The organism is Pseudoalteromonas sp. S16_S37 (genome assembly GCF_014694405.1).
Taxonomy (GTDB): Bacteria; Pseudomonadota; Gammaproteobacteria; order Enterobacterales; family Alteromonadaceae; genus Pseudoalteromonas.
This window is the reverse complement of sequence record NZ_JAAUWV010000004.1, coordinates 50,213-73,164: the sequence shown is the minus strand read 5'-3', so window position 1 is coordinate 73,164 and position 22,952 is coordinate 50,213. Positions and strand designations below refer to the sequence as shown.

20 protein-coding genes are annotated in these 22,952 nt (G+C 42.3%); 3 read left to right on the top strand and 17 right to left on the bottom strand.

The annotated features are described in order from the left end of the window. Nucleotides 1–209 precede the first annotated feature (209 nt). Nucleotides 210–1,283: a DUF3083 family protein gene (locus HC733_RS03445; protein WP_190363659.1), complete on the top strand. Its 1,074-nt coding sequence runs from the start codon at nucleotides 210–212 to the stop codon at nucleotides 1,281–1,283. Nucleotides 1,284–1,296: 13 nt separating this feature from the next. Here HC733_RS03445 and HC733_RS03440 read toward each other — a convergent pair whose 3' ends face one another. The 15 genes from HC733_RS03440 to yceD form a co-directional block, all read right to left on the bottom strand. Continuing rightward, nucleotides 1,297–4,938, bottom strand: coding sequence for a sensor histidine kinase (locus HC733_RS03440; protein WP_190363658.1), 3,642 nt, complete (start codon nucleotides 4,936–4,938; stop codon nucleotides 1,297–1,299). A gap of 178 nt (nucleotides 4,939–5,116) precedes the next feature. Next, entirely contained in the window at nucleotides 5,117–6,976 is a 1,860-nt protein-coding gene (locus tag HC733_RS03435; RefSeq protein ID WP_190363657.1) for an alkaline phosphatase D family protein, read from the bottom strand. Then, nucleotides 6,963–7,754 (bottom strand): TatD family hydrolase, encoded by a 792-nt coding sequence (locus tag HC733_RS03430; protein ID WP_190363656.1) that lies wholly within the window; start codon nucleotides 7,752–7,754, stop codon nucleotides 6,963–6,965. The genes HC733_RS03435 and HC733_RS03430 overlap by 14 nt, the downstream gene beginning before the upstream one ends. Nucleotides 7,755–7,762: 8 nt before the next feature. Then, nucleotides 7,763–8,089 carry a PilZ domain-containing protein gene (locus HC733_RS03425; RefSeq protein WP_190363655.1) on the bottom strand — a complete coding sequence of 109 codons (327 nt, stop codon included), beginning with the start codon at nucleotides 8,087–8,089 and terminating at the stop codon, nucleotides 7,763–7,765. A gap of 8 nt (nucleotides 8,090–8,097) precedes the next feature. Then, a complete protein-coding gene (gene holB / locus HC733_RS03420) occupies nucleotides 8,098–8,997 on the bottom strand; it encodes a DNA polymerase III subunit delta' (RefSeq protein ID WP_190363654.1) in 900 nt (299 codons plus the stop codon). Further along, entirely contained in the window at nucleotides 8,997–9,626 is a 630-nt protein-coding gene (gene tmk / locus HC733_RS03415; RefSeq protein ID WP_190363653.1) for a dTMP kinase, read from the bottom strand. The genes holB and tmk overlap by 1 nt, the downstream gene beginning before the upstream one ends. Further along, nucleotides 9,616–10,602, bottom strand: a complete 987-nt coding sequence (gene mltG, locus HC733_RS03410) for an endolytic transglycosylase MltG (protein WP_342365980.1) — start codon at nucleotides 10,600–10,602, stop codon at nucleotides 9,616–9,618. Before mltG ends, tmk begins: the two co-directional genes overlap by 11 nt. Continuing rightward, the gene (gene pabC, locus HC733_RS03405; protein WP_190363651.1) at nucleotides 10,602–11,387 is read right to left on the bottom strand and encodes an aminodeoxychorismate lyase; all 786 of its coding nucleotides are present in this window, start codon (nucleotides 11,385–11,387) and stop codon (nucleotides 10,602–10,604) included. Before pabC ends, mltG begins: the two co-directional genes overlap by 1 nt. Before the next feature lie 58 nt (nucleotides 11,388–11,445). Continuing rightward, on the bottom strand, nucleotides 11,446–12,684 hold the full coding sequence (gene fabF, locus HC733_RS03400) for a beta-ketoacyl-ACP synthase II (RefSeq protein WP_190363650.1): 1,239 nt from the start codon (nucleotides 12,682–12,684) through the stop codon (nucleotides 11,446–11,448). An 83-nt stretch (nucleotides 12,685–12,767) separates the two neighbouring features. Then, the gene (gene acpP, locus HC733_RS03395; protein WP_070985135.1) at nucleotides 12,768–13,004 is read right to left on the bottom strand and encodes an acyl carrier protein; all 237 of its coding nucleotides are present in this window, start codon (nucleotides 13,002–13,004) and stop codon (nucleotides 12,768–12,770) included. 219 nt (nucleotides 13,005–13,223) lie between these two features. Continuing rightward, nucleotides 13,224–13,970 (bottom strand): 3-oxoacyl-ACP reductase FabG, encoded by a 747-nt coding sequence (gene fabG, locus HC733_RS03390; RefSeq protein ID WP_190363649.1) that lies wholly within the window; start codon nucleotides 13,968–13,970, stop codon nucleotides 13,224–13,226. Nucleotides 13,971–13,989: 19 nt separating this feature from the next. Next, on the bottom strand, nucleotides 13,990–14,916 hold the full coding sequence (gene fabD / locus HC733_RS03385) for an ACP S-malonyltransferase (RefSeq protein WP_190363648.1): 927 nt from the start codon (nucleotides 14,914–14,916) through the stop codon (nucleotides 13,990–13,992). 54 nt (nucleotides 14,917–14,970) lie between these two features. Then, nucleotides 14,971–16,023 (bottom strand): phosphate acyltransferase PlsX, encoded by a 1,053-nt coding sequence (gene plsX / locus HC733_RS03380; RefSeq protein WP_190363647.1) that lies wholly within the window; start codon nucleotides 16,021–16,023, stop codon nucleotides 14,971–14,973. Between the two features lie 11 nt (nucleotides 16,024–16,034). Next, on the bottom strand, nucleotides 16,035–16,205 hold the full coding sequence (gene rpmF, locus HC733_RS03375) for a 50S ribosomal protein L32 (protein ID WP_010374010.1): 171 nt from the start codon (nucleotides 16,203–16,205) through the stop codon (nucleotides 16,035–16,037). 10 nt (nucleotides 16,206–16,215) lie between these two features. After that, nucleotides 16,216–16,740 carry a 23S rRNA accumulation protein YceD gene (gene yceD, locus HC733_RS03370; protein WP_190363759.1) on the bottom strand — a complete coding sequence of 175 codons (525 nt, stop codon included), beginning with the start codon at nucleotides 16,738–16,740 and terminating at the stop codon, nucleotides 16,216–16,218. A 119-nt stretch (nucleotides 16,741–16,859) separates the two neighbouring features. Here yceD and HC733_RS03365 point away from each other — a divergent pair, with 119 nt between their 5' ends. Beyond that, entirely contained in the window at nucleotides 16,860–17,459 is a 600-nt protein-coding gene (locus tag HC733_RS03365) for a Maf family protein (RefSeq protein ID WP_190363646.1), read from the top strand. Here HC733_RS03365 and HC733_RS03360 read toward each other — a convergent pair. Beyond that, the gene (locus HC733_RS03360) at nucleotides 17,409–18,080 is read right to left on the bottom strand and encodes an HAD-IA family hydrolase (protein ID WP_190363645.1); all 672 of its coding nucleotides are present in this window, start codon (nucleotides 18,078–18,080) and stop codon (nucleotides 17,409–17,411) included. The two genes, HC733_RS03365 and HC733_RS03360, sit on opposite strands and share 51 nt — an antisense overlap. Further along, nucleotides 18,081–19,034 (bottom strand): 23S rRNA pseudouridine(955/2504/2580) synthase RluC, encoded by a 954-nt coding sequence (gene rluC / locus HC733_RS03355; RefSeq protein ID WP_190363644.1) that lies wholly within the window; start codon nucleotides 19,032–19,034, stop codon nucleotides 18,081–18,083. It lies immediately after the preceding gene. A 516-nt stretch (nucleotides 19,035–19,550) separates the two neighbouring features. Here rluC and rne point away from each other — a divergent pair. Then, on the top strand, nucleotides 19,551–22,943 hold the full coding sequence (gene rne, locus HC733_RS03350) for a ribonuclease E (protein ID WP_190363643.1): 3,393 nt from the start codon (nucleotides 19,551–19,553) through the stop codon (nucleotides 22,941–22,943). Nucleotides 22,944–22,952 lie beyond the last annotated feature (9 nt).

Sequence of the window (22,952 nt, the reverse complement as noted above, 5' to 3'; positions counted from 1 at the left end):
TAGCACTGAATAACTTCGGCATTATTACAAAATCCAGCTAGAACTTACAGCAAATCATGCTCTGCAGAAGAAGAATTATTTAATTGCCGTCAATATGAGGTAGCGAGCTTTAAAATTTCATGACACTTTTTGTTCTATCGCAATAAAAAAGCAACAAAACTGTTGTATAGTTGAGCACATAAAGTGATGTAATCCAAGGACAACGACATATGGCTTCAATGACACTCAATCGCGTCTACATTCCAACTAACGCGCGAAACAATCAATATATTCTCGCTGAATTTAAACCAAATGAGCAGTTTTATGCTTGCTTCGATAACGTGCAAAGCTGTTACGAGAGACTATCTCGTCAATTATTTGCGCTGTGTGACGAATATGAACTCCATAATGTACACTTGATAGCGAATGATAAACTACCTATCGTACGTTTTCATGAAGAATCGTATTGCTTGCAAACCCCCAAGCAAATGCTGTTCTTTTATAACCCTAAATATCATGAAGCCCATAAATCATACTGGGATGAAGATGTTAAAGCGCGCAAGATCTCTTTGCTATTTTTAGCCACTGGCAGCGATATTCGCGCCAATGCTGCAAACTTTCACTCTAAGGTCAAACGCACACTCGATGCGTTACTTGAAACCAATAAAAATATCTCTGCCAACGAATTAAGAGTAAGAGATCACCAACACCTAACTTACGATATTTTTGCTAAAGCAAAAGGTAATAAAGAAAGCTACGGCTACAAACTAAGAAGTTTGTACCCTCGTTATCAAGCTAGAAATTGCCAGCTGCCTGAAGCACACTCAGAAATGACATATGCCACTTTCAGTTTACCTGTAACTCGCGCACTAAAAACAGAGTATCAACATCTCATTAAACCGGGCGATTACAGCCTATTTTATAGAGCGATTGAAGATGCCTTTTTATCTAGCTGTGCAGACAAACAGCTGTCGCTATGCGCTTTTGTTGCCGATGGTCGTTTACCACTAGTTAGAAACAGTCAAATTGATAAAAATAGTGCCAATAGCGAACTACAAAAGCTAAGTTTCGACACCGAAAGTGATAAAGTACAAACCGCGTCGATATGGGAAAGTGACAAACTAGTAGATACCATGAATTTTGTTATCGTTGCACACGCATCAAACAAAAAAGATATGGGCTACGGGCGCTTTATGAATAGCGTAGAAGGCGCCATTCACTCTTTTACTGATAAATTACACATTAACCCCGAGAAACAAGACGTTAATGTTAGATTCTTTCAGCATATAAGTTATCAGTACTAACCTGTATTAGGTGTCAATCTTGTTCTATTTCATAGAGTTGGATTGGCACCTTGATCTTTACTTCTATTCCCTCACCAGGCTTTGAAAAACAGCGGATCTCGCCTTTTAAAAGTTGCGTAACCAAGTTATAAACAATATGCATCCCTAAACCACATCCTCCTTGACTGCGTTTGGAGGTGACAAATGGGTCGCATATCGTCTTAAGCATCTCGTCAGGCATGCCCACCCCATTGTCTTGATAGTTTACATACCAATATTGCTCATCATGTAACAACTCAACAACAACAATTCCTGAAGCTTGATTTTCAAAGCCATGTATCACTGAGTTATTAAGTAAGTTGGTTAATATTTGATAAATCGCGCCAGCATAAGTGGTAAGCTCAAAATCATCTTCACTCACAATTTGTATCTCAATATTCTTGCCTTTAATTAACGGCTCAAGCGACGTAAAGATGTCGTTTACGTAAGATTTTAAGTTAATTTTTCGGCAAACTTCACTTGACTGATCAACTGCTACTTGTTTGAAATTACCTATTAAGTTTTGCGCTCTGTCGAGATTTCTGAATATGAGTTGATAGCCCTGTGCCTGCTCTTCAAGTGACTTGTTTAAATCTTTTTGGCTGAGCGTTCTATTTTTTAATTTATGAGCGACTTTTTGCATACTCTCTTCGTTATATGTCAAAGCCGTCAACGCCACGCCTAAAGGTGTGTTAATCTCGTGCGCAATCCCAGCAACCAAGCTTCCTAATGAGGCCATTTTTTCGCTTTCTATCAATTCATCTTGAGTATGCTTTAGCTCCATCATAGCTTGCTCTAGCTTCTGATTCTTTTTATACAATTCGTCGGTACGCATCGCGACCTTAATCTCTAGCTGCTCATTCAGCGCTTGCAGTGCATTTTCATGCTCCTTGAGTTGCGCAATATCTTTGAGCGCGCCCGCTATGCGTATTGCTCGGCCATCATCATCTCTTTTAACTACTTTCCCTCTGTCTAACACCCACGTCCAATTGCCATCTAAATCTTTAACACGAATAGCAATTTCATAACTTTGTACGTCACCACTAATACAAGCCTCGACTTTTTCTTTTAGATACATGCTGTCATCAGGATGAACAAATCGCCCGATATCATCCAAGGTCATGCGAGTTTGCGTAATACCATAGTCTACGCGTGGCGAGACGCTGTGCCGATAAATAGTATTTTGAGTAATGTGCCAGTCCCACAACTCATCACCACTGGCCCATAACGACAGCTCTAGCCGCTGCTGCAAGTCTTGCATTTTTTTGTTGGCTCGAATGACCTGTTGATAGCGTTTTTGCCTAGCCCGCACAATGAGCACAACAGCCAACAAAATAGTCAGCGCATAGAGTGCTTTTGAGTACCTATTCCACCACCATGGTGCAGCAACTTTTATAACAAAACGATGAGTTGGTGAACGAATGTTAAAGCGATTTAGTGTATACGCCTCGACCACATATTCACCGGGCTCTAGTCGCAACAAATTCACTTGCCTTACACCAGAGGCAAGCTTTAGCCACTTTTGACTCAAACCCAAAACTCGATAGTAAAACTGTTGTTGCTCTGAGCCATAATCAAGGCTTGAATACTGCAAAGATACTATATTTTCATCATGCGCCAGATGTAGTTCACTAGCCAATTCAGGGGAAGTGCGCAGATGACCATCAGCACTTGGCACCAAGGGTTTGCCTAGCAACTCAATGTGACTAATAAGCAAAGGTTTTTCTGTTTTATCAATATTAACTTTTTGCGGATAAAACTGATTAAACCCTTTCGCTCCACCCACAAACACACGTCCATCTGGTGCTAACCAAGCCGCGTTATAATTAAACTCATTATCTTGAATACCATCAATTGGCGAGAAGTTATGAATTGCATAACTTGCGGTATGCACTTGGCTTAATCCGCCACTACTTCCCACCCACATATGGTCAAAACCATCGTAAACGAGTGCCCAGATTGCTGTATTTGCCAAACCGCTCTCTTGGTTTATTGTGCGTTCAATTTCAAACTGGTTGTTTACAATCGAGATACCTAGCTCACTGGCAATCCATACTTTTTCATATTGATCTTGCTCGATCATAAAGACGATATCTGAAATCAAACCGTCTTGCGTCGTTATGTTACGAAGCCTGCCATCTTTATACTGATATAAACCATTACCAATCGAGCCAAACCACAATGAACCTGCAATGTTCTTCATCGAAGAAACATGACTAGGTGCTTGTATAGATGGATGAAAGTATGGCTCCAAAGTATTTTTATCTGCAGCATACTTTAACAAACCAGAGGTACGTGAGCTGATTAAAAGCTCCCCTTTAAACTTAAGCATGCTGTTAAAGGTAAGCTCTGGACCATTGCCAAAATCAGGTTTAAGGTGTTCTAACCGTGCGCTGACAAAATCGTACTTTACAATCCCGTTACCTCTGGTGGTTACCCAGAGTTGCTCTTCAATAATAGCGACTTGAGTGATAAAGCTATTTTCTAATAAGTCCAATGAAGGATATAACTTGTAAGCGGCTTCAAACCCTTGACCGTCAAATATAAATAATCCACTAGATGTGCCAAACCAAAGGCGGTTTTGTTTATCTATCGCAAAGCTACGTATATCAGGACTCGATAAAGGTGATTGAGGGTAATTGTATTGACTAACGTGACCGAACGATTCGCTGAGTTGACTTAAAAAGTGTAGACCTCGAGTCTCCGTACCAAGCCAAAGATCTTGATTGTCATCTCGCATCACCGTGATCACATTATTATCAAGCAAGCCATTGGCTTGCATGCTGCGCTTGTACCAATGATTTATCAACTGCCCTTGCCTATCCAATAAATACAAGCCGTTATTGGTTGCGACTAATACTTCGTCAGCGTTCACTACAACATTATGCAGTGTAATATTGGCATCACTGGCGAAGCTTCTAGACCAAAGTACACGCTCATATAGAGTGTCATAATTAACTAATTGCTGCATTTTGCTAATAAGCACAATGCGCTGCACAGAAAAACTCATTTTTTCATATTCACCACCTAGCAATAACACAGCTTCATCAGATTGCTTTACATACTTCATTAAGCCCTGTTCGCTTAAGTAGTAATATGCATCAGTGCGCTCTATAACATTGCGAATGAATCGGCCAGGCAAAATGATTTTACTGGGATTTAAAGATGTTTGATTCACTTGATAAACATGGTTATCTTCCAACGACACTATGACGTTTGGGCCATTGCAATCCAAGGAGATAACTCGGTCTGATTCAATTTCAGGGTATTGCTCAGATAAAAATGAAGTGAAATATCCATGAGTACTGTGATAAACACTCAAGCCTGTACGTGTACCTATCCAAACTTTGTCTGCACTGATACATAAGTCGGTCACAAAGCCACCAGCCAGGCTTTTACCATCTTGCTGTTTGGGCTTAAATTGCATAAATTCATGTCCGTCGAATCTATTCAAGCCCGCTTGAGTACCCGCCCAGATGTATCCATATTGGTCTTGCGCCAAAGCAGTAACAGTTACTTGGCTTAAGCCACTGTTATAATCGTAGTGCCGCATTATTTGCGCAGTATCAGAAAACTGCGGAACCGCATAAGCTAGGTTAATTACTAATGCAAAGTATAAACACCATTTAATTTGCATAGGCTACACAAGGCAGAGGACTTTAAATAAATATAGCAAAGAGTTACCAAGACAAGTTGATATTTTGAGCTGATATTGAACAAAGTACTTTCAGCGGGTCGCAAACTAGGGCACTTTACAAACATTTCTTTTTTTAAAGGGTTTATCAAAACTCGCGGTTAACTCTAAAACTATTCTGCTAATCAGTCTCTAATGAAAACTCTTGTATCCTGCCATCATGGTGTAGTAGCTGATAACGTGACAACTTTGCGTTATCTAAAGTAATTAAACTAATGGCGCTATCGGAAACTAAGTAAGGCTGTTTTTTGGCATGACCTTGTAAAGGATGTTTGTTTACTTCCATTTGCCAACGTTTTGTAAAGTAATTGAGAGGACTCCACGGCGCATAAAATATCGAGTCCAACTTATCCAAGCAACTTATTAGCTTTTTTGGGAACTCATTTTTTATGCCCGAGGCCGTCAACTGCCAAATTCTATTGTGATGTTTACCAAATCGACTTTGCACTGAGAAGCAAAATGAATAATGTACATCGCCAGATAATATAATAGTTTCCTTTGGCGTATCTGGACGCCTAAATATTTCCAGCAATTTACGTGCAGAGCCTTCATGGGCCATCCAGTTTTCAACATCCACCAGCAATGGTTGACCACAGAAGTTAAAAATTGATTGAATAGCTTCAATAGACTTTACACCGAATACTGGCGCCGGAGACACCAAAATTACTTCTTTATGATCCAGCAAAGTATCCTCTAACTCCATCAGCATTTCCCAATCTAATAAGCCGCTGGGTTCATTAAAGTTTTGCTCGTTGCGCCAACGATGAGTACGGGTATCCATTACCACTACCTTGGGCTTTGTTTCAAGGCAGTAATGCCAATTTGAAAAACGATTAAGCGCTTTATCCAGCATCTTAAATTGCCAAACATCACCTTGCAAACTGCGCTCAAACTCTGCACATAAACTGCCGCTGTTGTGCATAGCATCATTGCCAAGCCCTTGGAAAAGCCAATAACCGAGTAATCCGCTATTGATGATCCTACGACTACTATTATGGGCTGCAATGGCCTGCTCCCAACGGGCAGTCAGGTTCCAGTCATCGGTCACGTCATGATCATCAAACATCATCAACGTAGGAACATTGGCAAATAGCCGCTGTGCGTAAGGTAGGTCTTCAACAAATTTCTCAATTGCCTTTGATTGAGCATCAAATGATTTAATAAATTTTGGATTTGTACCCAGATACGCCATTTGCTCATGATCAACGAGCTGCCAGCACACAGCACCAAAGTTAAGCAAGTAACAGGCTACAAATTCTTGAAAATAAATTAGGTGATTACCGGCACTTAAGCTTGTAAAGTGCGCTTCGCCTCGTTTAAACCAATAGCTAAAACTGTATTTAGAGCACTCCTGCCAGGGCGTTTTTGGCAAAAATTGATGGCGATTAAACAATTGCAGTTGGATATCATCTGGCAGCTCAGCAATATGAGCTTGCTCTTTATATAACCCCAGTATTTCAATCAATTGAGCAATAGCCAATAACATTGGACCAGCCACATCATCCGCATAGATTTGGTCGCCTGACATCAGCAGTAAACTCGGCGCTGGCTGACCTGAAATTTTACACTTTTCTAGTAGTGCATCCGCGGCGACTAAGCTATCTCGGCTCGGGTGATGAGGGTTGCGGCAAGAACCATGCAAAACCTGTTGTAATTGTTGTGGTATGACACATTGGGTACTTGCTTGAGACGGATATTTATAATCTTCTAAATTAAGCGTTTGGCCATCAGACAGCAGATGGTAATTGAGCGCCACATCGGCTGGAAATAGTCCCGAAATAGGTCTTACTAATAATATATGGAAAAAACAATGCGTTCCCAGACGGAAGGTTTTTTGCTCTGTTTTACACTGATAATCCTCTATCTCGATAGCGAGGACACTGTGAAAACTGGTCACCAGCTGCACACAAACTTGACCCTGCTCTGCTCTGCGAAGCATAGGGCCAAGCAACAATTGAGGTAACGCGTTAGTTTGCCGCATCCGAGCGAGGTGCCAAGCTAAATAAGTTATAAAAATTATCAGTGGTCGCTGTTGCCAGCTCTTTGTAGCTTATGCCTTTTAAATCTGCGATATAGTATGCTACGTCTTGAACGTAAGCAGGTTGATTTGTTTTACCTCTATGAGGCACAGGCGCCAAATATGGTGAGTCCGTTTCAATAAGTAGCCTATCAAGAGGGATTTGTTTTACCACCTCTTTTAGCTCGACTGCGTTTTTAAACGTCACAATGCCGGAAATCGAAATATAAAAACCAAGATCCAATGCTTGTTTTGCCATTGCCCAATCTTCTGTGAAGCAATGCAATACACCACCACAGTTTTGCGCATTATGTGCTTTCATCAAATTGATGGTATCAGCCTTGGCATCACGAGTATGGATAATAAGCGGTTTGTTGAACTCGTTTGCGACATCGATATGACCCACAAAACTGTCTTGCTGCACTTGATGCGTATCTTGGGAATAATAGTAATCCAACCCTGTTTCACCGATTGCAACCACCTTGGGGTGGCTGGCCAGCTTGATCAGCCTTTCTTTGTCCAACACATCTTTTTGATCCAGTGGATGAACACCACACGATGCAGATACATCGTCATACTGGCTAATGGCATCAAGCATACCTGGAAATTGGTCAAGCGTGACGCTAACGCATAAAAAGTGCTCTACTTGTTTGGCTCTCGCTGCTGCTAATATTTCTGGTAACTGCTGGCCGAGCTTTTCGAAATCAAGTCTATCTAAATGACAATGTGAATCTACAATCATAACTGCTCTTACATGGTGTAGGTGGGTTTATCTGAATTTAGGGCGGTACCTAATTGCTTAATAATTCTATCGTTGATTCTATCTGGGTCTTCAACAAAACTTACCCCAGCACCTGGCGGATTTGAGTTTTGTGCGCCTTGTGGTGTTATCCAGACAACCTTACCAATAATTTGATGATCTTCAATCTCATCAGGCAAGGTAACGCGCAAAGTAACACTTTGCCCTAATTCAAAACGTGCATTACTTTTAACAAATAAACCGCCTTGCTTTAACGTTGCCATATAACAGCGATACAATTCATCTAAATCTTGTAGGTCTATTAGCAATTCTTGCACTGGAAATCCTATTTGATCGTACGTTTTATAGTGTTGACTAACTTACTAAGCGCCAATGACTGATTTAAGCCTAAAATTTGCTTGTTGTCTGCCATAAACTGATTGAGTGCTTTTTGAGCCTCATTATACGCTTGCAAAGCAAGCCCATTTAACAAGCTAGCCTTGAGATGTTGTTGAATAAACAAACATAACACATCAACCAACTCTGGCGTATCGCTAAGTATTCTCTGTACCGATTCGAAATTATGACTTGCTTTCACATCACTTGCAAATTTATACAGCATATCAATCAGTTCTAATTGATTATCTAAATACCATTGCTGAACTTTCAGCGGTTGATCAACAAAGCCATTGAGCCATGGGTAATCGATGTCACTTGGTAACTGCTGTTGTATCCATTCGTTCGCTAAATCTCTATCATTCACCGCAACTTGTATTTTATTACAACGGCTTAATATAGTTGCAGGCAACTGACTGATATCATCACATGTCAGTAGCAAGTACCGCCCAGGATTGGGCTCTTCAAGCGTTTTTAAAAGCGCATTAGCAGCCGAGTGTGTCATTTTGTGTGCGTTAACAATGATGGCAACCTTATTGCCATTTTGCTGCGCAGAGTGATGAACAAAGCTGGCTAACTCCCTTATCTCATCAACAGATATACTTTGCCCTTGTGGCGCAATCGTTATTAGATCAGGGTGTGTATTCGCTTTAAACAACGCACAGCTTTTACACTGCCCACATGACGTTAAAAACTGATGCTGCTCACATAACAGAGCTTCAGCCAAAGCAGTCGCCAGTGCCTGTTTACCAACGCCCACTAAACCATGTAATAGTAGTGCATGATGAAACCTATGTTGCCGCTGGCTCTGTGCCAACTGTTGCCAAAGTGTTTCATGCCAAGCGTACATTAGCGGCTCACCCGCAAATAAAACTGCTCAAGCGCAACCAATATGTCCGCGTGGACCTTTTCTACTGACTGATCAGCGTTTATTACAACACAGCTCTCATCTTCTTGTGCTAACTGTAAATATCTTGCTCTAGTGCGCTCAAAAAAGCTCAATGCTTCTAATTCTATTCGATCTAACTCTCCACGCCCTTTTGCACGTTCTAAGCCAACTGCAGGAGGAATGTCTAAGTAAAGAGTCAAATCAGGTTTAAGTCCGTGAAGCACTATTTTAGCCAGCGCACTCAGTGTCTCTGGCGCCAAACCTCTGCCACCACCTTGATATGCTTGCGAAGACATATCATGCCTGTCACCGAGCACCCATTTACCCTGCTTTAGTGCAGGCCGAATGACATTATGTAATAGCTGAGCTCTTGCGGCATACATTAGCAATAGTTCCGTCTCACTGGCGACAAGTTCTTCATGTTGCTGTTTGATTAAGTTGCGCAATTGCTCAGCAAGTGGTGTACCACCAGGCTCTCTAGTTTGTACAAAGTCGATATTGTGCTGTTGCAAAAACTGCTGACATATCGCCATTGCTGTGGACTTTCCGGCGCCTTCTAAGCCTTCAATTACAATAAATTTAGCTGTCATTGTTTCTCTTTAAAATATACTTTTGAACCGCTTGATTATGTTCTCGCAAGCTCTTTGAAAACTGATGTTGGCCGTCACCTTTTGACACAAAATAATAATAAGGTGTTTGCGCCGGTTGTGTAGCCGCGTAAATTGCATCTGCGGATGGCATAGCGATCGGCGTTGGCGGTAAGCCTTTAATTCTATACGTATTATAAGGCGTATATTGTCTCAAATCGCGACGCTTTATATCGCCGTCAAACTCTTGCCCTAGCCCGTAGATGACCGTTGGATCTGTTTGCAGGCGCATATTCTTATTCAAACGATTCACAAAGACTGACGCTATGGTTGTTCGCTCTGGCGCGTAGCCTGTTTCTTTTTCAATGATCGACGCTAAAATCAAGGCTTGATATGGCGTCTCCAAAGGCAATGGTTCGGTTCGTTGTTGCCACGCTTGCTCTAATACTTGCTGCATTTTAAGATTAGCTCGTTTGAGCAGTGAAGACGCTTTTGTGTATGCTTCGTAATGATAAGTCTCTGGCAGCAACCACCCTTCCGGTTCGCTGTCCATTTGCAACTCTGCCAGCAATTGTTGCTTATCATTTGAAAAAACAATATAGGGGCTGTTTTTTAGTTTGCTAAGCACGTCGTTAAACGTCTCTCCGGCAATAATCGTGAAACTAAACTGCTTTTGCTCACCACGATGGATTTTTGCTATCGCATCTAAAACACGCAAGCTGCTCAGCTCATATACGCCCGCCTTTAGATGAAAAAGCTGCGGTGCAAACTTTGCATAAACTTGATACCTAAAACATGAGCTTATAAACCCTTGTCTTTGCCACTCTTTGCATAAGCGGTGAAAACCAACACCTGATTTTACTTCATATAAATCAGTGTTTATTTTGAGAGATTCATTTTGTATGGCTGCGAACTGATGATAAGCAAAACTACTTATCACCATTAAAAGCAAAACCAAAACCAGTGCAATTTTTTTAATCATAACATCCCTGACTCTAATTGAGTTTTGAGCATTTGCGCAAGAGGTAGATTAAATTTGTGCTCGCCAACACTGCGCACAAATACAGATTCGAGTAAACTATTGCAAACAAACAAGGCATCAACTTCACTGAGCATTTGTTTTGAAAAACGTGTTTTTTCAATGCTGTTTACTGTAGACAAATGTTGCAAATAAACCCCTTCGATACCACAGCGGTCTAATTTAGGCGTAAATGCTTTACCATTTTTGATTGCAATTAGATTTCCTACTGACGTCTCTATAACGTGTTCATCTAAATCACACACTATTACATCATCGCACTCGTAGTTACTGGCATCTTCCTTTATTAACACCTGCTCTAAGCGATTAAGGGTTTTTAAGCCGGCAAGCAAAGGCTGATGTCCAAGTTTTATCGCACTGAACTGCAACTGTAACCCACTTTGTTGTAGTGCTTTATAATGAACTGGATAGTCTGATGTTTGGATAATAACACTTTGTAGCGCATTTTTCGGCGGTAGGTAGCCTCTTCCACCCTTACCACGTGTAATCATAATTTTCAAAACACCGTGCGACATATCCTGAGATGTTCTTTGACAGGCATTTTCTAGACGAGGCCAATCGATTTCAGGGAAATATAGACGTTGTTGGCAGTTTTTGAGGCGCTCTTTATGCAATTGCCAAAGCAAAATTCGTCCATCCTTAACCTGCGCGGTGGTAAAAAAGCCATCACCGTAGAGTAGTCCCCGGTCAAAAACGGATATCGAATCAGCTTGAATAATTTCCATATGTCACCCACAAAAAAGCCCGGCTATGCCAGGCTCTTCGTCTTATGCCTTAACTGCATTATACCTTTTTAAACAGCAACGAGCCATTAGTTCCACCAAACCCGAATGAATTACACAAGGCATATTCAAGTTTCGCGTCTCTCGCGGTATGAGGTACGTAGTCTAGATCACACCCTTCATCTGGGTTGTCTAAATTGATGGTTGGTGTCACTTGCTGGTTCACCAACGACAGCGCTGTGATAATAGATTCAACTGAACCTGCAGCACCTAGTAAGTGCCCCATCATAGATTTTGATGAGCTTACCATTACTTTGTTGGCAGCATCACCAAAAATTGACTTCACCGCTTGCGTTTCCGCTTTATCACCCGCATGGGTAGACGTGCCGTGGGCGTTAATATACCCGACCTGCTCAGCATTGATACCCGCATCATTTAATGCGTTTTTCATTGCCAAAGCTGCGCCTGCGCCATTTTCTGGTGGAGAGGTCATATGATACGCATCACCGCTCATACCAAATCCGACTAATTCAGCGTAGATCTTTGCACCACGCGCCTTCGCATGCTCATACTCTTCTAGTACCATCACACCCGCACCGTCTGCCAAAACAAAACCATCACGGTCTTTGTCCCAAGGACGCGATGCTGCTTGCGGATCATCATTACGAGAAGACAAAGCACGAGCTGCACAGAAGCCGCCCATACCTATTGGTGTAGATGCTTTCTCAGCACCACCAGCAACCATAGCATCAGCGTCGCCGTATGCAATCATACGTGCCGCATGGCCAATATTATGCAAACCTGTCGTACATGCTGTTACTATTGAAATATTTGGGCCTCGTAGATTGTGCATAATCGACAAATGACCTGAGATCATATTGATAATGGTCGATGGCACATAAAACGGAGATAATTTTCGAGGTCCACTGTTTAATAATTTGATGTGGTTTTCTTCAATCAGGGTTAAACCACCAATCCCAGAGCCAACAGCTACGCCAACTCGATGAGCATTTTCATCAGTCACTTCAAGACCTGAATCTTGAATTGCCTGCACACCCGCGGCGATACCATACTGGATAAACAAATCCATTTTTTTGGTTTCTTTTTTTTCCATGTATTGGGTGGCATCAAAGTCGTTGACTAGGCCTGCAAATTTGGTTGAAAAAGATGATGTATCAAAGTGAGTGATGTTTTCGATGCCACTACGGCCATCTAATAAGCCCTGCCAGGTTGATGCAACATCATTACCCAGCGGCGTCAACATACCCAAGCCAGTTACTACGACTCGACGTTTAGCCACGGTTTCCTCCAAAAAGGGATTATTATTTTATGAGGGGGATAAAAAAACTAAGGGCAGCGAGCGCTGCCCCGAGTGTTCGCTAATTACTCAGCGTGAGCAGTAACGTAATCGATCGCTGCTTGAACAGTAGTGATTTTCTCTGCTTCTTCGTCAGGGATCTCAGTATCGAACTCTTCTTCAAGAGCCATAACAAGTTCAACAGTGTCAAGAGAGTCAGCACCTAAGTCGTCTACGAAAGACGCTTCAGATTTTACTTCTTCTTCTTTAACACCTAGTTGCTCGATAATGATTTTTTTTACGCGTTCTTGAATATCGCTCATTCTTCTTTCCTTTATTAAAACGCATTTGCGTTATTTTCAGATTGCGGCGTAGTTTACGGCGCATAATACTGTGATTCAAGGATTTGCTCAGAATTTTTTATCTGGTCAAACCTCTTAGCTAATATTTTCTACTTTTATCGCTTATTTTCATAGCAATTTCAAGTAAGTTTGCAGCAAGATCACAAAAAATTAAAATGCGAAATTGTGATCTTTGCAACGTTATACCATGTACATCGCGCCATTTACGTGCAATGTTTCACCAGATACGTACGCAGCAGCGTCAGAAGCTAAATAACACACTGCAGCAGCAATCTCTTCTGGCTGGCCTAAACGCCCTGCTGGCACATTGGCAAGCGTAGCTGCTTTTTGTTCATCTGTTAACTCATCTGTCATATCTGTTTGGATAAAACCAGGCGCTACAACATTCACTGTAATACCACGAGAGGCTACTTCACGTGCTAAAGACTTAGAAAAACCAATCACACCGGCTTTAGCCGCTGCGTAGTTAGCTTGACCAGCGTTACCCATAGTGCCGACAACTGAGCCAATGTTAATAATACGGCCACACTTTTTCTTCATCATTGGGCGTAATACAGCTTTTGACAGGCGATAGATTGAACTCAAATTAGTATCGATAATATCGTCCCACTCGCTGTCTTTCATACGCATTAGCAGATTATCGCGGGTAATACCTGCATTATTTACTAATACGTCAATATCACCTAGATCAGCCTTAATTGCCGCTAAAGTATCCGTGATCGAATCAACATCGGTCACATTCAAAGCATAACCTTTGCCGTTGTCACCTAGGTATTCACTAATTTTCTCAGCACCAGACTCGCTAGTAGCAGTACCAGCTACTTTCGCACCTTGTGCCACTAGTGCATTTGCAACCGCTTTGCCGATACCACGGCTTGCGCCCGTCACTAAAACTACTTTACCTTCTAAAGAAAATAATTTGCTCATTGTCCTAATTCTTCTCTTATTATTGTGCAGTTGCTATAGACGCAGTGTCGTTTACCGCACTGCAAGCAACAGATTTATCAATACGCTTAACTAAACCAGTGATCACTTTCCCTGGTCCAAATTCATATGCTTGTTCAATGCCTTGTTTAGCTAACGATTGCACTGTCTCAGTCCATCGTACAGGACTGTATAATTGACGAATAAGTGCATCTTTAATTTCTTGTTCTGAGTTAGCTACTGCAACGTCGACATTATTAATAACATCACAGGTTGCGGTACTAAAGTTCATATTTGTTAAATCATTAGCCAATTTATCAGCAGCAGGCTTCATCAGAGCACAATGCGAAGGAACACTTACCGCCAATGGCAATGCACGCTTTGCTCCAGCTGCCTTACAAGCTTCAGATGCACGTTCAACCGCTTCTTTATGACCCGCAATCACCACTTGGCCTGGCGAGTTATAGTTTACCGGAGAAACAACTTGCTCACCCGCTGACTCTGCGCATGCTTGCTCAATTGCTTGGTCTTCAAGACCAATGATCGCAGCCATAGAGCCCACACCTGCAGGTACTGCTTCTTGCATATATAATCCACGTTTTTCAACCAAGGTTGCTGCATCGCTCAAAGACATGACACCAGCACAAACCAACGCTGAATATTCACCTAAGCTGTGTCCTGCCATGATAACTTCTTTATCTTGGTTACTTTGCAACCAGTGTCTGTAAATAGCAACACTTGAAGTCAATAGCGCAGGCTGTGTACGGTGAGTTTGATTAAGCTCTTCTTCCGGTCCAGTCAAAACCAATGCAGCAAGGTCGTATCCTAGTGCAGCTGATGCCTCAGCAAAAGTTTGCTTAGCAACATCGGATGTTTCTAATAGTTCTGACAACATGCCAACGGTTTGAGACCCTTGGCCAGGAAATAAAAGTGCAATTTTTTGTGACATTATAGTGCTCTTCTAGTAATAGTTACGCCACGTATATTCTATACAACAAATTAACTATTTGCTGATTGAAGATGGCGGATGTTCTGATTTTGATGCAATCTGCTCAAAAGTAGCTTGAATTTTCTCGGGGATGCGGCGTTCAACTTCTCGGGCGGCTTCCTCAATCGCTGCAAGAAATGCTTTATTTGAAGCATTTCCATGGCTTTTCACAACAATGCCCCGCAATCCTACCAAACTTGCGCCGTTATACTGGTCGGGGTTCACCCTTTTATAGAGTTTTTTTATTATTGGCCGCAATACAAATGCTATCAGACGGTAAAAAGCGTGTTTTTTTAACGCCTTTGTAAACTTATACATTATAAGTTTAGCTATTCCTTCACAGGTTTTAAGTGCCACATTACCAACAAACCCCTCGCACACTATGACATCAGCTTTACCGGTAAACATGTCACTTCCTTCACAGTACCCTTGATAATTGATGTGTTTTGAAGCTTTCATCATCTCTGCAGCTTGTTTAATGCCTTCATGTCCTTTGATATCTTCAGAGCCAATATTAAGCAAGCAAACTTTAGGTTTTTCGATATCTAATGCCTGGCCGGCTACAATTGAACCCATAATGCCAAACTCGAACAACGTTTGCGCATCACAGTGCACATTAGCGCCTAAGTCTAGTAGATAAACGGGTTGTTTTTTTTCTGTTGGAACCGAAGAAATAAGAGCTGGTCTTTTTATACCCGGCAGCATTTTTAATACATAATGCGCCATGAAGAACAACGCCCCTGTATTACCAGAGCTAACACAAGCTTGGGCTTCACCTGATTTCACCAAATCCAATGCCACGCGCATAGAAGATGCTTTTTTATTTCTTAAAGCAAGCGCCGGCTCACAGCTGTTAGTGACAACTTCAGGGCAATGTTTAATGATTAATCTAGGGTGATTGAGAGAGTCTAGTTTACTTAATCCCTCGTTGATAACAGCTTCGTTACCACAAAGGAGCAGCATTAAATTGGGATGCTTATTTACAGCCTTGACCGCTGCGGGGATAGATGAACGGGGGCCGTAATCGCCCCCCATCATATCTAACGCTATGGTTAGATGAGTCAGCATAAAGCAATCTCTTATTTAGAAATTACTTTAACGCCTTTGTAGTAACCATCTGCAGTCACGTGGTGACGACGGTGAGTCTCACCTGAAACTTGATCTACAGTTAAAGCTGGTCCACTGATTGCATCGTGTGAACGACGCATGCCACGACGTGCGCGAGACTTCTTGCTTTTTTGTACTGCCATTAGCCTTCTCCTAAGAATCTTTCTTAAGTTGTTTTAAAATTTCAAATGGATTTGGTTTGCTCTCTTGCGACTCTATCTCACCGAAGCTGGCAGGCTTCTCAGAATAAGTGCATGATGCTTCGTTGTGCTTAGGAACTATAGGAATCGCCAAAATCAGCTCGTCTTCTATAAGTTGACGAAGATTGATTTCACCTTCTTCATTCAGTTCTACCACATCGTAGCAATCGGGAAGATCATCTGACTCTGAACCTAATCCAACTGGAGAATAAGCAAAGTCTTGTACCAAATCCAACCCTAATTCATCATTACATCGCTGACAAATAACAGTAAGGTGTGCGCGAATAGTTCCGCTAACAACAACTAACCCTTGCTCATCATTTTTGCAATGAATGTTTACCGCTATTTCACCTGATTGATCTTGTACAACTTGCTCTAAACGAGAAAGCTCTTCAAGCTGAACAACTCCGTCATAAGTTAGACAACGCTGTGCGGCTCTACAAGGATCAAGGGTGATGGGAATTTTCACCTTTTGCATAGGGGCTGCATCATATAGATAGTTAGTGCCTGAGTCAAAATAAAAATCAAACTTTCCTTTGTTTTTCGCGTTATTGCGCCCTATCCTTGCTACATATTTAAATCGACCTGCGAGTATCAATGGAAATACCCCTTATTTTAGCCTCAAGTTCACCATATAGGCAGTCAATTTTAAAAAAATTTAACTTACCTTTTGAAAGCTTTTCGCCAGACATAGATGAAACTCCATTATCCAACGAGTCGGCTGAGCAACTTGTCTTGAGGCTAAGCGAAGCAAAGGCCAAAAGTGCTAAACAGCATTTTTCTAAAGGGCTGGTGATAGGTTCAGATCAAGTTGCGCTGCACAACGGTAACATACTCGGCAAACCTCATACTCGAGAGAATGCAATCAAACAACTAAGCACTTTTAGCTCGCACAAGGTCACCTTTTTAACTGGCTTGAGCTTATTTGATATCGAAAGTAATACTGCTGATACGATTATTGAGCCATTCTCGGTGTATTTTAAAACACTTTCACTGTCACAAATTGAAGCCTACTGTGACAGCGAGCAACCATATCAATGTGCTGGGAGCTTTAAAAGTGAAGGACTGGGTATTTGTTTGTTCGACAAACTAGAGGGAGACGACCCGAATAGTTTAGTCGGCCTCCCTTTGATAAGACTTAATCAATTACTCGCAGAGCGCGGCTTCGACGTGCTGACTTTGCAGCGTTTGCTCTAACTGCAGATAATCGTGACATACAGCCAGTGCACAGCTTTGTGTTAGTTGTTCAGCACTGGCGGCGCCACAGCTCATTGCTATTGCATCTATACCCGCATTTTCGGCCATTTTCATATCCAGCAATGAATCACCAATCATCACTGCATCATCAATTGCAACGTTTAACTCATCTAAAATCTGATGGATCATGTCTGGACTAGGTTTTGACTGCGCTTCGTCCGCAGTGCGTGTCGTAATAAAGCAATCACCTAACTTAGTTTGCGCTAACATGCGCTCAAGCCCAGATCTTCCTTTGCCCGTCGCAACGGCGAGTAACACGCCTTTGGCCTTTAGTTGACGAATGTATTGCTCCGCATAATTGAACAGCGGAGTTGCAGTATTATCGCCGTGTACATATTGATATTGATATGCTTCGATAAGTTCTGGCCAATATTTTTTATCATTAGGAAATAAAGTTGCCACAGCAGTATCTAGAGATAAGCCTATAATTGCCGCCGCCTTTTCATCACAAGGAACCGCAACGCCAACACTCGCCGCTGCCAATTTTAACGTATTTACTATTTTTGGCACCGAATCCATCACCGTGCCGTCCCAATCAAATATGACCAACTTATAACGCATTTACTCTTCCTTTAATGTTTTTAAGCAATTTTCCAGCGCTTTATCCAAAGGCGCTTCAACATGTAATGTGGTTTCGGTTTTTGGATGTAAAAAACGTAAATCATGTGCATGTAAAAATAAACGGCTTAATCCGCGACTGCGCATTTTGGCGTCAAACACTTGATCTCCATACTTATCATCGCATGCAATAGGATGACCTTTACACTGAGTATGAACACGAATTTGGTGCGTACGCCCAGTTACAGGCGATGCTTGCACCAAAGTACAATCGCTAAAACGCTCTAACACTCTAAAACGTGTGTGGGAAGGCTTGCCTTGCTCTTCATCCACACGCACTACTCGCTCACCCGATTGCAGCGTGTTTTTTCGCAAAGGTTCTGTGACATTCTTTAGTTTTGCAGCCCACTGGCCGTTTACCAGTGCCCAATAATTCTTTTCCATGGTCTTTTCACGTAGTTGCTCATGAAGACCTTTGAGGATTGAACGACGCTTAGAAATAAGTAAGCAACCTGATGTATCTCTGTCTAAGCGATGGACCAATTCTAGGTTTTTCTCATCAGGTCTTAGTACTCGTAAAGCTTCGATAAGGCCATAACTTAGACCACTTCCACCATGCACTGCCATACCTGACGGCTTATTTATAACTATCAAATAGTTATCTTCAAATATAATGGCATCTTCCAAGGCTGAAATTTTATCTAAATTGCGCGGTACAAACTCTTCTCGTTCGGCAACTTTAATAGGTGGAATGCGCACTTGGTCATTTGGCTGAAGACGATAAACCGGTTTGACGCGTTTTTTGTTTACGCGCACTTCACCCTTTCGCAAAATTTTATATACCGCACTCTTTGGTACGCCTTTTAGATGGGTTACCAAAAAGTTATCTATACGTTGACCTTCTTGGTCTTCGGTAATAGTAACAAAGCTAACTTTTAAACCGGACTTTTCTGACATTGCCTAATCACTGATTTGAGTAATAATTTAGTTGCTATCACGAGGGTATTAATGGGATAATCGGCTCGAAATTTTGCGAAACCGCTTTTTAATCGCAAAATACTAATCGTGAAGCACATCTGGGTGTCAGATCATACAGATTGAAGCTAGGATTTCCAAAGCTTTTGTCACACCCGACCAAACACGTGCATTTAACACCTGACGATGAGCGTAATAGATCGTAAGTGACGTTAAGCACGATTAAACCAAAAAAAAGCAAGAAATAAAGATATTTGTCTGATAGTTAACAGTGTCGTGCTATTTAGCCCGTGCGAAAAACCGAATGCAAAAATGCATTGCTGACAAGAGTACTGTGGACGCAAGTTATGCGCTGTAAAACACTGCTCACTAGGCAAGGTTAATGTGAATTGTTCCCGCTTTCCCCAGTCGTGAGACTGCATTAAAACCTATGGAACACTAAATCTGCTGATACTGCAGACGGTCAGACTCGACTAAATTTGAAAGTAGAGTAACAATATGAAACGTATGCTAATCAATGCAACGCAGCAAGAAGAAATGCGCGTAGCACTGGTTGACGGCCAAAGATTATATGATTTAGATATCGAAAGTCCTGGTCACGAACAGAAAAAAGCCAATATATACAAGGGTAAAATTACCCGCATCGAACCCTCACTAGAAGCCGCGTTTGTAGATTATGGTGCCGAGCGCCACGGTTTTCTTCCTCTTAAAGAAATTGCAAAAACATACTTCCCAAGTGGTTATACCTTCAACGGCCGTCCTAACATCAAAGACGTGATCAAAGAAGGTCAAGAAGTAATTGTGCAAGTTGATAAGGAAGAGCGTGGACAAAAAGGCGCTGCACTTACCACCTTTATCAGTGTTGCTGGTAGCTATTTAGTCTTAATGCCCAATAACCCAAGAGCCGGTGGTATATCTCGCCGAATCGAAGGTGATGAGCGTATCGAACTAAAAGAAGCCTTGAGTCGTCTAGACTTGCCTAAGGGCATGGGGTTAATTGTACGTACAGCGGGTGTAGGCAAATCGTATGAAGAACTAGAATATGACCTTAAAGCCCTATTGGTACACTGGCAAGCAATCCAAGAAGCTGCTGACAGTGGTAAGGCTCCATTTTTAATTCACCAAGAAAGTAACGTTATTTTCCGAGCGATTCGCGATTACTTACGCCGTGACATTGGTGAAATTCTAATTGATAAAGCACGTGTGTTCGAAGAGGCAAAAGCCCACATCGAGCGCTTCAGACCTGATTTTATGAGTCGCGTTAAGCTTTATCAAAACGATGTGCCTTTATTCACACACTACCAAATCGAAAGCCAGATTGAGTCTGCTTTCCAGCGCGAGGTTCGCTTGCCATCTGGTGGGTCAATTGTTATTGATCCAACAGAAGCGTTAACTTCAATAGATATCAACTCGTCAAAAGCAACAAAAGGCGGCGATATCGAAGAGACAGCGTTAAATACCAACTTAGAAGCGGCTGACGAAATTGCGCGCCAATTGCGCCTACGTGACTTAGGTGGTTTGATTGTTATCGATTTCATCGATATGACACCTCCTCGCCACCAGCGAGAAGTTGAGAACCGTTTGAAAGATGCTGTTCGTCCTGACCGTGCCCGTGTACAAATCGGCAAGATCTCACGTTTTGGCCTGTTAGAAATGTCACGTCAACGCTTGCGTCCAAGCCTAGGTGAAGCAAGTCAGCACTCTTGCCCTCGTTGTAGCGGTCAAGGAACAATTCGTTCTAATGAGTCAATTGCGCTATCTATCCTTCGTTTGATTGAAGAAGAAGCGATCAAAGACAATACCGCGCAAGTCAACGCACAGGTACCTGTTACTGTTGGCGCCTTCTTGCTAAATGAAAAGCGCAAATCAGTACAAAGAATTGAAAAACGTCACAACTGTGATGTGGTGATCATTCCAAACCAGCATATGGAAACACCGCATTATGAAGTGCTACGTTTACGTAAAGATGAGACTTCTCAAGCAGCGAGCTACGAGCAAATTACTGTGCCAGAGCCAGAAGTACTTGAAATATCTCGTGCTACGGTAGCTACTAAAGAAGAGCCTGTGTTGAAAGGTGTTGTTATGCCTACAGCACCTGCACCAACACCTAGTACGATTTCGCCAAAACCTGCCAAGGTTGAAGTCGAAAAGCACACACCAAGCATACTGACTCGCATTGGTAACTGGTTAAAAGGTTTGTTTGGTTCTCAAAGCGAAGACAAAGAAACAGATCAGAAAAAACAGGAAGAGCATAAGCCTCGCAGAAATAACGACAACAGGCGAAAAAATCAAAACCGTCGTCGTAATAATCCTAAAAAACGTGATGAACAGCCACAAGCTGCTAGCACTGAGCAAGAAGCTAAAAGTGCCGACAACCGCAGCACTAGCGAAAATCGTGAAAAAACGGAAGGTAGAAACAAGCGTCGCCGTCAAAATCAACGTAAACGCCCCGATGAAGTGAGACCTGACTCTGTAAAAGAGGAACAGGTAAACACCGAAGTCGAAGCGAACGAAGTGAAAGTGAAGCCTCGTCGTCAGCGTCGCAATTTGCGTAAAAAAGTACGTATCACAGACCAAACTGAAACAAGTAATGACGTTGTTTCAACTGAGCAAGTTGCAGACGCACCGGAGCAATCTCAAAACGTTCAAAGCACTGAGCAAGCAAACGTTGAGATTAAGCAAGACGTAGAGCAAACAGAAGCAAAGTTAGATACAGCTACGAAGTCTGATTCTAAAGCGTCACCTGCCCCAGTGAAATCACCAGTATCTGAGTTGCCTCAAGAAGCATCTGAGGAAGCTGAAAGATCTGAGGAAGAAACGACTAGGACTCGTTCTCGCCGCTCTCCTCGTCACTTACGAGCAGCCGGTCAACGTCGTCGTAAGCCTGAAGGTGATAAAGATGCAGAGCCAGCCTTTATACCTGTTGCAGATCAAGCCGCAGCTGAGTATGAAGCGCAACTTAAAGCACAAAGTACCTCTGAGTCTGGAGCTGAATCTGAATTTGAATCACTGGCAGCAGAAGTTGAAGTGAAGACTCAGCTAACAACTGAAACTGAAGAAGTGGCAGAAGTTCAAGCTGACGTTCAGCCAGAAGCTGTATCTGAAGAAGTAGCACAAGCTCAAACGGAAACCCAGCCAGAAGCTGTATCTGAAGAAGTAGCAGAAGAACAAGCTGAAACTCGGCCAGAAGCTGTATCTGAAGAAGTAGCTGAGGTTCAAGCTGACGTTCAACCAGAAGCTGCAACTGAAGAAGTAGCTGAAGAACAAGCTGAAACTCAGCCAGAAGCTGTATCTGAAGAAGTAGCTGAAGAACAAGCTGAAACTCAGCCAGAAGCTGTATTTGAAGAAGTAGCTGAAGTTCAAGCTGACGTTCAACCAGAAGCTGCAACTGAAGAAGTGGCAGAAGTTCAAGCTGACACTCAGCCTGAAGCTGCAACTGAAGAAGTGGCAGAAGTTCAAGCCCAAACTCAGTCAGAGGCTGCAATTGAAGAAGTGGCAGAAGTTCAAGCCCAAACTCAGTCAGAGGCTGCAATTGAAGAAGTGGCAGAAGTTCAAGCCCAAACTCAGCCAGAAGCAGCAATTGAGGAAGTAGCAGAAGTTCATGCTGAAGCAAAAGGTACTGCTGCTCTAAATGGCACTGAGAACAAACCTCGCGTACGTTATACCAACAACGCAAGTTCGCCTATGACTAAGGCAAGCAGTGTAGATGAGCCTGATGAAATGATCACACCATCTGCAATGCCTCACGAAGCGCGAGAAGTCGTTGCTAACTCAGGTCTATCGGCTGGCTCAAAATCGCCGACAGGTAAAGCGAGTGCAGCAATGGCATCAACGATGTCAATTGCTTCTAGCAGCGCTCAGTCATCTAGTGAACCAAGTCATGCAGAGTAATAAATACAG